We start from the raw sequence: 12,305 nt of genomic DNA on the forward strand, positions 1-12,305 counted from the left end.
TTAAAAAGTCAGGTAACTTTATAAGGTGTATTAAGCAGTATTTTTGATGCAAAAAACCTATAGAATTTCTTTTTCAGGACAAGTACAAGGTGTTGGCTTTCGCCCGTATGTTTATGCATTAGCTTTAGATTTTTTATTAACCGGAACGGTTTCCAATAACGAAGAAGGTGTTATTATTTTTGTGTCTGGTTTTGAAAAAGACATCTTTCATTTTTTTAAAAAAATAATCCAATCTCCGCCTCCTGTTTCCAGAATTAAAGACAGTCATATCCATCAAATTGAATATCGCATTTTTGATGAATTTAAAATCATTCCATCTAAAAAAAGTGGTCGATTAAATTTACCCTTAACACCAGATTTCGCCATTTGTGAAGAATGTAAGAACGACATACAAAACCCTAAAAACAGACGTTATAATTACCCGTTTACAACCTGTGTGAATTGTGGTCCACGTTGGGCAATTACAGAAACATTTCCATTTGAAAGAAACCATACAAGTATAGATAAATTTCCTATGTGCGAAGCATGCTTTAAGGAATACACCAATCTTTCAGACAGACGGTTTCATTCTCAAACAAATACTTGTGAAACTTGTGGAATTGACTTGGTTTTAGTTGATCATTCAGGAAAGAAATTAAAAACATCAAAGCATACATTATTTAAGAAAGTTGCCAATCTTTTATCTAAAGGAAAGATTATTGCTATAAAAAATACCAGTGGCTATCTATTATGTTGCAATGCGGAAAACGGAAAGGTTGTTCAGCAATTAAGAGATAAAAAAAACAGACCGAATAAGCCGTTTGCGATTTTATATCCTTCGTTGAATCATTTAAATAAGGAGTTACAAGTAGAAAAGGTTCACGTTAAATCTTTAACTTCAACGGAAAGACCCATCACTATCATGTCTTTAAATGATTATAAAGGACATATTGATTTAGACAAAGTGGCACCAGAACTCAATCAGTTAGGGGTCATGTTACCCTATTCTGGAATTTTACAATTGTTAGCCAACGCATTGAGCTTTCCAATAGTTGCTACCAGTGGAAACATCCATGGTTCTCCAATTATTAGTGAGAATGATGAGGCATTTGATAAATTAAAAAATGTAGCTGACTATTTTCTTCAACATCATTTAAAAATTACGCATCCTCAAGACGATTCGGTTGTTAAGTTCAGTACGAAATTTCAAGAGAAAGTATTATTCCGTCGCTCACGAGGTTATGCACCAAATTATTTTAATGCCTCCATAAAATCAGAAAAGAAAATAATGACTCTTGGAGCACATTTAAAAAGCAATATTGCATACTATCCTAATGCGTTTTTATATATCAGTCAATATTTAGGTAACCTCGACAACTTTCATGTTTACGAGCGTTTTACTAAAACAATTCAAAATTTCATTACGCTTTTCGAGCAACAACCAAATGTGCTGTTAGTAGATAGTCATCCAACCTATCAGAGTACTTTATATGGAACTGAATTAGCACAGAAATATAAAACAGAATTACATAAAATTCAGCATCACAAAGCACATTTTGCATCGGTTTTAGGTGAACATGATTTATTTGATTCAAATGAAAAAATATTAGGAGTTATTTGGGACGGCACTGGTTATGGAGATGATGGACAAATATGGGGAGGCGAATTTTTTGATTATCAAGCCCATAAAATGGAAAGGGTTTCACATTTTGATTATTTTAATTGGATAGCTTCTGATAAAATGTCAAAAGAACCAAGATTATCTTTACTATCATTAGTCAATGACGACATGCAATCTGTATTGGAAGATAAATTCTCATCCAAAGAATTGAAAATCTACCAATCATTAAAACAAAAAAACAAACTAAAAACATCATCTATTGGAAGGTTGTTTGATGCAGTCGCGTCATTATTAAATATTTGCGATATCAATACCTATGAAGGAGAAGCAGCGATATTGCTAGAAAATTACTTAACCGACTATAATTTAGATGATTGTAAATTATACAGTTCCGTTTTATATGATAATTCAGTTCCTACTGAAACATTGCTTTTCAATTTATATTCTGATTTTAAGAATGGAAATTCTAAAACGCAAGTGATTGCCAATTTTCTATTCACTTTAGCATCCATAATATTTCAAATGGCAAAGAATCAGAATATCAAACATATTGCTTTTAGTGGTGGCGTATTTCAAAACACGACCTTAATAGATATGATAAATGTCTTGTCTCAAAACCAATATAAGTTGTATTTTAACAAAGATTTACCACCTAACGACGAAAACATTTCGTTTGGACAAATCATGTATTACACAAATTGTAAATGAAGTATTTAACCGAATATAGAAATTTAGAAGCCACCAAAAAGTATTTGAAACTTATTGATAAAACCATTACAAAAAAATGGAATATCATGGAGGTTTGTGGTGGACAAACACATGGATTGGTTAAGAACGGGATTCTTGAATTGTTGCCAGACAAAGTCCAAATGATTCATGGTCCAGGTTGTCCTGTTTGTGTCACACCATTAAATTTAATTGATAAAGCTATTGAGCTTCTTGAAAACGGCGTTATTATTTGTTCATTTGGAGACATGATTCGTGTTCCAGGAAGCACAAAAAGCTTGTTGGAAGCTAAAGCAGAAGGCGGTGATTTACGCATTTTATATTCACCAATTGAAGCGGTGAAAATCGCTAGAAATAATCCAGATAAGGAAGTCGTTTTTTTTGCAGTTGGTTTTGAAACCACGGCGCCAGCTAATGCATTGTCTGTGTTGCATGCTCAAAAAGAAGGCTTAAAAAATTACTCTATTTTAGTCTCCCATGTATTGGTGCCTCCAGCAATGGAAGCTATTTTAGATGATGAATTTTGTAATATTGATGCTTTTTTAGGAGCTGGACACGTATGTGCCATAATGGGTTATAAAGCATATTATCCGTTAGCCGAAAAATATAAAATCCCAATTGTTATCACAGGCTTTGAACCCGTGGATTTAGCACAAGGTATTTACATGGCAGTTAAACAGTTAGAAGAAGGTCTTCATGTTGTTGAAAATCAATATTCCAGAGCTGTTAAGGAAGAAGGCAATGTTGCTGCAATTAATGTGATAAATCAAGTTTTTGAAGTTGGCAACAGAGAGTGGCGAGGTATTGGAGAAATACCTAATAGTGGTTATGTTTTAACACCAGAATTTAAGGCCTTTGATGCGGAGTTAAAGTTCGGAATCAGTTATATAAAGGTTCTAGAAAACCCCGATTGTATTGCAGGTGAGATTTTACGGGGCATTAAAAAACCCAATGAATGCAGTCAGTTTGGTAAAGTTTGTAATCCTTCAAATCCTTTGGGAGCGCCAATGGTATCTTCAGAGGGAGCTTGTGCCGCTTATTATCACTTTTCAAATAATTTAGAATAAATGAATAAAGAAGAACTAGGTTTTGATACTATTAATTTGGGACATGGCAGTGGGGGTTTAATGACTAGAGACTTGTTGGATAAAATTATTTTCAAAACATTCAGCAATCCATTTTTAGACCAAAAACACGATGGTTCTATTGTTAAATTCAATGGACCGACAGCGATTTCAACAGATAGCTTTGTGGTGTCTCCAGTATTCTTTAAAGGCGGAAACATAGGTAGCTTAGCAGTGCATGGAACGGTTAACGATGTTGCTATGTGTGGCGCTATTCCAAAGTATTTAACATTAGCATTTATAGTTGAAGAAGGATTAAAAATTGAAGACTTTATTGCCATTGTAGCATCTATAAAAGAAGCTGCAGACAAATGTGGTGTTCAAATAATAACAGGTGACACTAAAGTTGTGGAACGTGGAAAAGGTGATAAAATTTTCATTAACACAACAGGTTTTGGGGAAGTGAATCCAAAAGCGAATATTTCAACTGATAATATTAAAGTAGGTGATAAGATTATTGTAAACGGATTTGTTGCACAACACGGAATGGCCATCATGTCTCAACGAGAAGGCTTGGAGTTTGAATCGACTATAGAAAGTGATTCAACTAATTTAAACTTCCTAGTGAATGATTTGATTGACGCATTCGGAGATAAAATTCATTTGTTTAGAGACCCTACTAGAGGAGGCATAGCTAGTGTATTGTCTGAAATTTCTAAGGACATAAATAAAGGCATCACTATTCACGAAGATAAAATTCCATTGGAAAAACAAGTTGCAGCAGCATGCGAAATTCTTGGATTGGATCCGTTATATGTTGCTAACGAAGGGCTGTTTATAGCAATTATTGACTCGGAAATTGCAGATGCGGTTTTGGAACAAATGATAAAAGATGAAAAAGGCATAAATTCAGCATGTATTGGTGAAATTACAGAAGTGCATCCCTCTAAAGTTGTAATGCATAGTTCAGTAGGTGGTAAGCGAATTATAAGTCCATTAATTGGCGAGCAATTACCGAGGATTTGCTAAGTACTAAACATCCAGTAAATACCAATAATTATTGCAAAAAGTCCGCCTGATAAACGAATGCCTTTAAATAACGCATCATTATGTTCGTTCCTGCTATATGATGAGATTTTGCCAATTACCAATGTAAAAGTGGTCATAGCGATTATGATTCCTAAACTAAATCCGAATATATATAAAACAGAATCTATTTGACTAGCAAAACTTGCGACAGGTATAAATAATAAAAAGTGTGCAATTCCTGCTAAACCATGCAAAAAACCAATAGAAAGTGAAGCCAAATTGCTTTGTTTTAAATCTTTAGGATGCTTATGATGATGACTGCTTTCATGGGAATGATCATGTTTATGTTTGTGAATTATTGGTGAATTTTCATTGTGAACATGTAGATGTTTATGCGTTCTTTCCTGACTAAACAACTTATAAAAAGACCAAACACCTATAAATATCAATACTAATCCAACTAATTGTTCGCTGTAATTTGATATTTCTTCAACAGGAATTACTTCTCTGAAAATCAAAAATAAAACGCCTATTAAAACCATTCCCAACAAATGACCAATACCCCAAAAGAGTCCAATTTTCCATGCACTTTTTTTAGATTCAATAGCAAAGGGAATAACTGCAGCTAAATGATCTGGCCCCGTAATTACGTGTAATATAGACGCCATTAGAGCTGCAATAAACGGAAATGAAATACCCAAAATTTTTAAATTAAAATGGCAATAATATTTAAAGTACTAATTTATTTATTATGAAGTCATTATTTGATGACTTCAGTCATGTTTATAAAAGCTATAGTTATTTCTTTTAAGACTTATTAGCTTAATCAAGCGTTTAAATATCTATATAAGCTTGATACTTAACAGAAGATATTCAAAATAAAATAGTAGTGATTTATCAGGAAATAATGGACTAAAAAAAATAATGTCGGGCTCTGACACGCAATTCAACTAGTTAATAAAACTTTTAAATAAGTTTCCGTTTACCCAAAATCAACTGCAATAACCTTTGCTTGTGTAGCTTCCCTTAATAATCCCGCCATTTTATTATAGGTATAGCTATTCGCTAAAGTCCCATGTAACAATAACACTTTTTTATTAGAGTCATACTGATATTTTTGTCCATGAATTTGAATCCCATCTCTCTTTTTAAACTTTAAAACAGCTGATGTATTAGGTTGCTCAAAACCCATATCTGCAATGGTTTTGTTATCCATATTTGGAACAAATGCAGATTTAAATTCTGGATTGGAAAAATCAATCATTTTTATGGCTTCATTAACTACTCGAATGCTATCGGTATTTTGTTGAGCATAAATAGTCGAATTGAAAATAATTAAAATAATAAGTAATACTATTAATCTTGTTAGATGTATCATAACATTCGTTTTTGATTGATGACATTTTATTAAGCTAAAACCTTAGGATTCCAAACTCCTGTTGCAGCGGTTTCTTTAACATAGTCTGAAAAATCTTTTGGCTTCCTGCCTAATACAAGCTCTATATCATTAGTAATTTCAGAATTGGTTGGATTACCTAGAACTTCAGAGAATAAATATTCAATTAACCAAACAAAATCATCCGGTACGCCCTGTTGCTTCATTACGTTTACGTAAGCTGGTAAAGCAATTGGAGTGAAAGCGATATCTCTGCTAGTAACCTCAGATATTTCTTCAACAACGTCTTTAAAAGTGAGTGATCTTGGTCCTGTTAGTTGATAGGTTTTTCCGTTGTGTTCATCATTTAATAAGGTGACAACAGCAACGTCGGCAATATCATCTGTATCCACATAAGGGACTTTGACACCTGCCTGTGGTAAGGCGACAAATCCTTCTAGTATGGGCTCTAGGAAAAAGCTCTCACTAAAATTTTGATTAAACCAACTGGCACGAACAATCGTATAGTCTAATCCTGAATGCATAACCACTTGCTCACAAAGCTCAGCTTCTCTTTCTCCTTTTCCTGATAGCAATACCATTTTTTTTACATCACATCGTTTTGCTTGCTTCGTAAGCTCTTCTATGGCTTCTAAGGCTCCTGGCACTGCTAAATCGGGTTGGAAAGTGATGTATACTTTATCCATACCTTGCATAGCTTCCGTCCATGTTTCTGGGTTATCCCAATCAAATGCTGGTGATGCGGATCTAGAACCAATTCTAACGTTGTGTCCTAATGCTATTAATTTACTTGCTACTTTGCGACCCGTTTTTCCCGTTCCGCCAATGACTAAAATGTTACTTTTGTTTTTCATGATTTATATATTTATATGATTTGATTATGTTATGTTATTATTTTGTGTTTTGAACTAAGCTTATTATGAGTATTATAAATGAAGTAATTGCAGTAACTGTTCTGATTAAATGCAAACGATTCCATTTATCTTCAAACTGCTCTCGAAGTATTCTCAAGTCCTCTAAACTAGCGTTGCTTAAATCCGTTTTATCTAAAAGCTCATTAAGTGGAACATTTCCAAAAATGGTAACCAATAGCACTCCAAAAAAGTAGAGAGCAATGGCAAAAATCAATAACCAAATTATTGCACTTGATGCATTTTTAAACAGGTATAGATTGATGATACCTAAGAAGAATGGACCAAAGAATACGATGATAAACAATGGGCTTATAATGCTTCTATTCATCTGTTGAAATGCTCTTAAATAAACGAAGTCATCTAGTCTACCAATTCCTGGTGTTATTGCATTAGACCATGTAAAACACAAACCTGCTGATAGACCTGTTAACAAGACGAGAACAATTGATGCGATATGTTGATTCATAGAGTCCATAATGCTATTATTTTGAAATTAAGTTTTTAGAATACACTCGAGCATACCAGTATAAACTGGCTACAAGTAGAAATTCAAAAGCAATAATCCAGAATCCTACAGATGTAAAAAAGCTATAATGACTTCCACCATTAGGCATCACAAAAAGGGGCACTGTAATAAGTGCATCTAAAGCAACAGCAGTGAGTAAGAATGTTTGTCCCACTTTAAGACCATGGGTTTTGTTATCCTTTTTATAATAGAAATAACATCCGAACCAAACTAATGGCATCACAACAACAAACAAAACAACATTGGCTTGTGTGTCTAGATTTTCTAAAATGGGTATGGCATAGGAAATTGAATAAAATAGTATAGCGATTATCCAAATGGCTATACCTAATAAAATGGCGCGTTGAGTTTTCATGTCTATATAAGTTTTAATTACAAGACAAAATTATAAGGAAGACAAAAGAATGGTTTGTCGTAAAGGGATTATGATTTGTTCGAAAAGTTGCTACTTAATCTGGCTTGGACGATAACCAAACTTTTTTTCGAAAGCATTAGAAAATGAACTGAGGCTATCGTAACCCACATGCCATGAGGCTTCTTGAACAGTCATCTGTTGATTTCTAATCATTTTATGAGCTAATGTAAGGCGCTCATTTTGAAGATATTTAAATACAGGAACGCCAAAATAAGCTTTAAATTCTTTTTTTAGTTTGAAGGTGTTTAGGCCTATTTGCTTTGAGATTTCGGTTAAAGACGGCGGATTTTCAATATTTTGAAGTAATATATCTTTAACTTGATTCAACTTTTCTCGCTCATTAGTCTTTATTTTTTCGGTTTTTAATAACGCTAATTGACCAAAAAAATGAGACAGTAAAGCTGTAATCTGACTTCTAAAAAACATCATTTTAGTTTTTCCTTCATATTCAATATTAAATAAAGAATCTACGATAGACTGCATTTCTGGAGTCATAAAAAAACTGGGGCCTTCAACATAATGATCGGATGGATTTACCAACTCATTCATTAAGGTTGCAAAAATCTCTCCTTCTTCATTGGGAAGTTTATCTAAATTTCTTAAAGATGTGGCAATTAAAATACACTGTAGTGGTTTTTCTCGAGACACCGTATGCATAAACTCAACTTCAGTATCACCATAAAAAGATAATGCTAATCCTCTTGTATACTGAAATTCTTTTTGTTTCTTACCGTATTTAACGGTCAAATCAACATCCCCTGAACCATAAAAAGCAACCGCTATAACAGGCTCATCAAAACGGCAAGAATCTACAGAAACGCTTTCGGATGAAGCTTCTTCAACAAGTATTGTAAAATCATTAATGTGTATAAAGTCTCTGGTCATGTTTCAAATTTAAACAATATTCTGTTTAAATTTGAAACATGACCAGTTTGACTAACTTTATAACATTATAAAATTATACTCGAATATATGCACTATCTCTCACCTAATTTATAGGCATTTCAATAAAAATGATCCACATGTTCATTATGCAGTTTAGTGCTCAATTATAAATATATCTTTTCTGCTAAAAGGTCTTAAACTTAATTTGACTTTTTGCAATTAAAAAATACTATGTATCTTTTTTATCAAAAACAATCTTATCATTATCCTCTAACGGATTTGATAATATCTAAGGCATTTTTAACATCCTGTTCAAGTTTTGCATAATCTTTATTAGCAACAATGCTTTTAGATATTAATTTTGATCCCATACCCACACAAGTAACCCCAGCATCAAACCATCCTTTTAGATTTTCTTGTGTTGGAGAAACACCTCCTGTTGGCATAATACTAGTCCAAGGTTGCGGCCCTTTTATACCTTTAACAAACTGTGGTCCATAAATATCTCCAGGAAATAATTTAACAATTTCGCATCCTAATTCTTCTGCTCTTGCTATTTCTGTTAACGTACCACAACCAGGAGACCATAATACTTTTCGCCTATTACACACTATGGCAATATCTTCTCTTAATACAGGAGTCACAATAAAGTTAGCTCCTAATTGCATATATAAGGAAGCTGCTGCTGCATCAGTCACCGAACCTACGCCCATTATCATTCCTGGTAATTCTTTAATGGCGTATTTGGTAAGCTCTCCAAAAACTTCATGAGCAAAATCACCACGAGCGGTAAACTCCATTAAACGTGCCCCGCCATCATAGCAAGCTTTTAAAATATGTTTGCTTAATTCTAAATCATTACTAAAGAACAAAGGAATCATTCCTGTGTCTTTCATTGCTTGCGCTACTTCTAATCTTGAAAATTGTGCCATTTTTTCTAAATGTTTATTTTTTTTATTTGTGTAGTTGTCAAACAGTCAAATCAAATAATTAATTTTATTGTTTGATTATTAAACACTTATACTATCTTGCTACTCTACCAGATGAATCTCCTCCCATAAGTTTTTTAACTTCATCTATTGAAGATAAGTTAGCATCTCCTTTAATGGTATGTTTAAGACATGATGCAGCTACCGCAAAGTTTAGTGCTTTTTGATCGTCTCCTTGATACTCTATCAAACCATAAATAAGGCCTCCCATAAAGGAATCTCCTCCACCTACTCTATCTACAATATCGGTGATTTGATATTGGGGAGATTCAAATAATGTTTTACCATCATATAAAACACCTGCCCAAGTGTTATGAGATGCAGAGATTGAACCTCTTAACGTTGTAATTACCTTTTTAGCTCTTGGAAATTTTTTAAGCATTTGATCACAAACTGATAGGAAAGCAGCTCCTTTAACATGCTCACCTTGCGTAGTAATATCCAAACCTTCTGGTTTGATTCCAAAATGCTTTTCAGCATCTTCTTCGTTACCTAGTATAATGTCACAATAAGATGTTAATTCAGTCATCACAGTTTCCCTATGCGCATCATCACAATATCCCCATAATTTTTGACGGTAATTTAAATCTGTAGAAATAGTTAAACCTTTGGCACTCGCCACTTTTACAGCTTCTAAACACGCATCAGCAGCACCTTGAGAAATAGCTGGTGTAATACCCGTCCAGTGAAACCAGTCAGCACCTTCAAATGCAGCATCCCAATCTACCATACCCGCTTCAATTTCTGCCATAGCAGAATGTGCACGATCATATACAACCTTACTTCCACGATTTACAGCTCCAGTTTCTAAGAAATAAATTCCTAAACGGTCTCCTCCGTAAATAATCTTATCTGTTCCTACTCCTCTTTTTCGCATTTCCATTAAAGCACATTCTCCAATATCATTTTTTGGTAAACGTGTTACAAAATCTACAGGAACGCCATAGTTTGCTAAAGATACTGCTACATTGCTTTCTCCGCCTCCATATATAACATCAAAAGATGTGGATTGAGAAAATCTTAAAAATCCGTGCGGAGCTAATCTTAACATGATTTCTCCAAATGTTACTACTTTACTCATTTTAATAGGTCTTATTTAAAATTAATTAGTTTTGCTTAATCGTTTAAGCATTTTTTAAAAAAATAAATCAAAACTCAAATAATTAAAAGGAGAGTTTTGATTACATAAACTAAAACAATATATTTGCTTAAACGTTTAAGCAAATATATAAAAAAATTGAATAAAAAAAAGAAAACTACTATAAAAGATATTGCAAACGTGCTAAATATTTCTCCAGCTGCCGTATCAAAAGCTTTACATGACGATTCTAGGATTAGTAAAAAAACAAAAATAGCAGTAAGACAAGTTGCTAAAAACTTAAATTATCAACCTAATCATCTAGCAAGTGCATTGCGTAAAGGAAAAAGTAACTTAGTTGGGGTTATTGTCCCGAAAACAAATAGTAATTTTTTTTCATCAGTTATTCAAAATATTGAAGAAGTTTTAAATAAAGAAGGATATAATATTATAATAACTCAGTCAAATGAATCTTTTAGAAAGGAGTGCAATAACATTGATACCCTATTGTTTACTCAAGTTGATGGTATTATCGCTTCTATGGCAAATGAGACCACAGACTTAGAATATTACGAAAAAATTAAATCTAAAGGGATTCCTTTAATTTTATTTGACCGTGGTGAAAATGATCTCAATGTAGATTATATTGGCATTAATGATTATGATAGCAGTCATATGATTATTAACCATTTAGTAGAGCAAGACTGTAAACGTATTGCACACATTGGTGGTTATAAACACACTCGAATATTTAATAATAGAATTAGAGGTTATATCGATGCTTTGAAAAAAAACAAATTACCTTTAGATGAAGAACTTCTTTTAGAAAGTAGTCTTACAACCGAAGATGGCAGAGAAAAAATGATCCATTTATTATCTCTTAAAAACAGACCTGATGCGGTTTATGTTGCAGGTGATTATGCGGCATTAGGTGCTTTACAAGTTTTAAATGAGCAAAATATTAAGGTTCCACAAGACATCGCCTTAGTTGGTTTTGGAAACGAACCTTTTACGTCTATGGTAACTCCCACCATATCAAGTATAAAGCAACATAGTGGAGAAATAGGAAAGCAAGCCGCTAAAACATTTCTAGAACATGCGAAAACAACGGATATGAAACAGACTTTAAATAAAATTATTTTAGATGCCGAATTGATTATTCGAGATTCTTCCAATAAAAAATCACCTGTTAAATCTACATGAGGTATTACCTTCTAAAATGCTCATCACTTCATTTACGGAAGAAAAGTTTACATCCCCTTCATATGTGTGTTTTAATGCGCTTGCTGCAGCTCCAAACTCCATGGCTTTATAATCCTCAAAATATTGCAAACCATAAATCAATCCAGCAGCGTAAGCGTCTCCTGTTCCAATTCTGTCCACTATGTGAGTAATATCTAAATCCATAGTTTCTCTAAATTCATAACCATTCCACATTCGAGAACGTATTTTATGCCAAGACGCATTAATGGGCGTTCTAATTTTATCAAATATTTTTTTAATGGTAGGAAACTCTTTTATTAAATGTTTACTGGCCTCTATAAAATCCTCATTAGAATTATTATAATCGCTTCCTAAAACTTCATTTATCTCATTAACACCACCAATAAAAATGGTTGAATACTGTAATAAATCTGAATTTAATGCTTTTTATGCCTTGTTTTAATAAAATCGTGTACGAAA

General features: G+C 33.1%; 13 protein-coding genes. 4 read left to right on the plus strand and 9 right to left on the minus strand.

The genetic code is table 11. From position 1 onward, the window contains the following. Positions 1-46: 46 nt before the first annotated feature. The 3 genes from hypF to hypE are packed head-to-tail and all read left to right on the plus strand — an operon-like array spanning position 47 to position 4,419. Entirely contained in the window at positions 47-2,308 is a 2,262-nt protein-coding gene (gene hypF / locus P8K68_RS06520) for a carbamoyltransferase HypF (RefSeq protein ID WP_300248885.1), read from the plus strand. Then, the gene (gene hypD / locus P8K68_RS06525) at positions 2,305-3,393 is read left to right on the plus strand and encodes a hydrogenase formation protein HypD (protein WP_300248886.1); all 1,089 of its coding nucleotides are present in this window, start codon (positions 2,305-2,307) and stop codon (positions 3,391-3,393) included. Before hypF ends, hypD begins: the two co-directional genes overlap by 4 nt. Beyond that, complete coding sequence (gene hypE / locus P8K68_RS06530; RefSeq protein ID WP_300248887.1) at positions 3,394-4,419, plus strand: hydrogenase expression/formation protein HypE; 1,026 nt, start codon at positions 3,394-3,396, stop codon at positions 4,417-4,419. Here hypE and P8K68_RS06535 read toward each other — a convergent pair. The 8 genes from P8K68_RS06535 to P8K68_RS06570 all read right to left on the minus strand — a co-directional run bounded on the left by P8K68_RS06535 (position 4,416) and on the right by P8K68_RS06570 (position 10,625). Continuing rightward, entirely contained in the window at positions 4,416-5,120 is a 705-nt protein-coding gene (locus tag P8K68_RS06535) for a sulfite exporter TauE/SafE family protein (RefSeq protein ID WP_300248888.1), read from the minus strand. The two genes, hypE and P8K68_RS06535, sit on opposite strands and share 4 nt — an antisense overlap. Before the next feature lie 281 nt (positions 5,121-5,401). Beyond that, the gene (locus P8K68_RS06540) at positions 5,402-5,797 is read right to left on the minus strand and encodes a hypothetical protein (RefSeq protein WP_300248889.1); all 396 of its coding nucleotides are present in this window, start codon (positions 5,795-5,797) and stop codon (positions 5,402-5,404) included. A 29-nt stretch (positions 5,798-5,826) separates the two neighbouring features. Then, complete coding sequence (locus P8K68_RS06545; protein WP_300248890.1) at positions 5,827-6,669, minus strand: NAD(P)H-binding protein; 843 nt, start codon at positions 6,667-6,669, stop codon at positions 5,827-5,829. A gap of 37 nt (positions 6,670-6,706) precedes the next feature. Continuing rightward, the gene (locus P8K68_RS06550; protein WP_300248891.1) at positions 6,707-7,204 is read right to left on the minus strand and encodes a DUF1772 domain-containing protein; all 498 of its coding nucleotides are present in this window, start codon (positions 7,202-7,204) and stop codon (positions 6,707-6,709) included. A 7-nt stretch (positions 7,205-7,211) separates the two neighbouring features. Further along, a complete protein-coding gene (locus P8K68_RS06555; RefSeq protein WP_300248892.1) occupies positions 7,212-7,610 on the minus strand; it encodes a DUF5367 family protein in 399 nt (132 codons plus the stop codon). Between the two features lie 90 nt (positions 7,611-7,700). Next, the gene (locus P8K68_RS06560) at positions 7,701-8,555 is read right to left on the minus strand and encodes an AraC family transcriptional regulator (RefSeq protein ID WP_300248893.1); all 855 of its coding nucleotides are present in this window, start codon (positions 8,553-8,555) and stop codon (positions 7,701-7,703) included. Positions 8,556-8,818: 263 nt separating this feature from the next. After that, positions 8,819-9,487, minus strand: coding sequence for a bifunctional 4-hydroxy-2-oxoglutarate aldolase/2-dehydro-3-deoxy-phosphogluconate aldolase (locus P8K68_RS06565; protein ID WP_300248894.1), 669 nt, complete (start codon positions 9,485-9,487; stop codon positions 8,819-8,821). A gap of 91 nt (positions 9,488-9,578) precedes the next feature. Next, the gene (locus P8K68_RS06570; RefSeq protein ID WP_300248895.1) at positions 9,579-10,625 is read right to left on the minus strand and encodes a sugar kinase; all 1,047 of its coding nucleotides are present in this window, start codon (positions 10,623-10,625) and stop codon (positions 9,579-9,581) included. A gap of 156 nt (positions 10,626-10,781) precedes the next feature. Here P8K68_RS06570 and P8K68_RS06575 point away from each other — a divergent pair, with 156 nt between their 5' ends. Further along, complete coding sequence (locus tag P8K68_RS06575; RefSeq protein ID WP_300248896.1) at positions 10,782-11,825, plus strand: LacI family DNA-binding transcriptional regulator; 1,044 nt, start codon at positions 10,782-10,784, stop codon at positions 11,823-11,825. On the opposite strand, the gene P8K68_RS06580 is transcribed toward P8K68_RS06575, so the two are convergent. Continuing rightward, the gene (locus P8K68_RS06580; RefSeq protein ID WP_300248897.1) at positions 11,805-12,059 is read right to left on the minus strand and encodes a hypothetical protein; all 255 of its coding nucleotides are present in this window, start codon (positions 12,057-12,059) and stop codon (positions 11,805-11,807) included. The two genes, P8K68_RS06575 and P8K68_RS06580, sit on opposite strands and share 21 nt — an antisense overlap. Positions 12,060-12,305 lie beyond the last annotated feature (246 nt).

This window comes from Algibacter sp. (genome assembly GCF_029245835.1).
Lineage (GTDB): Bacteria > Bacteroidota > Bacteroidia > Flavobacteriales > Flavobacteriaceae > Algibacter_B.

What these genes read in the sequence shown, in the direction of transcription:
- hypF (WP_300248885.1), top strand. Translation starts at nt 47, where the DNA reads ATGCAAAAAACCTATAGAATTTCTTTTTCAGGACAAGTACAAGGTGTT.
- hypD (WP_300248886.1), top strand. Translation starts at nt 2,305, where the DNA reads ATGAAGTATTTAACCGAATATAGAAATTTAGAAGCCACCAAAAAGTAT.
- hypE (WP_300248887.1), top strand. Translation starts at nt 3,394, where the DNA reads ATGAATAAAGAAGAACTAGGTTTTGATACTATTAATTTGGGACATGGC.
- P8K68_RS06540 (WP_300248889.1), bottom strand. Translation starts at nt 5,797, where the DNA reads ATGATACATCTAACAAGATTAATAGTATTACTTATTATTTTAATTATT.
- P8K68_RS06545 (WP_300248890.1), bottom strand. Translation starts at nt 6,669, where the DNA reads ATGAAAAACAAAAGTAACATTTTAGTCATTGGCGGAACGGGAAAAACG.
- P8K68_RS06550 (WP_300248891.1), bottom strand. Translation starts at nt 7,204, where the DNA reads ATGGACTCTATGAATCAACATATCGCATCAATTGTTCTCGTCTTGTTA.
- P8K68_RS06555 (WP_300248892.1), bottom strand. Translation starts at nt 7,610, where the DNA reads ATGAAAACTCAACGCGCCATTTTATTAGGTATAGCCATTTGGATAATC.
- P8K68_RS06560 (WP_300248893.1), bottom strand. Translation starts at nt 8,555, where the DNA reads ATGACCAGAGACTTTATACACATTAATGATTTTACAATACTTGTTGAA.
- P8K68_RS06565 (WP_300248894.1), bottom strand. Translation starts at nt 9,487, where the DNA reads ATGGCACAATTTTCAAGATTAGAAGTAGCGCAAGCAATGAAAGACACA.
- P8K68_RS06570 (WP_300248895.1), bottom strand. Translation starts at nt 10,625, where the DNA reads ATGAGTAAAGTAGTAACATTTGGAGAAATCATGTTAAGATTAGCTCCG.
- P8K68_RS06580 (WP_300248897.1), bottom strand. Translation starts at nt 12,059, where the DNA reads ATGTGGAATGGTTATGAATTTAGAGAAACTATGGATTTAGATATTACT.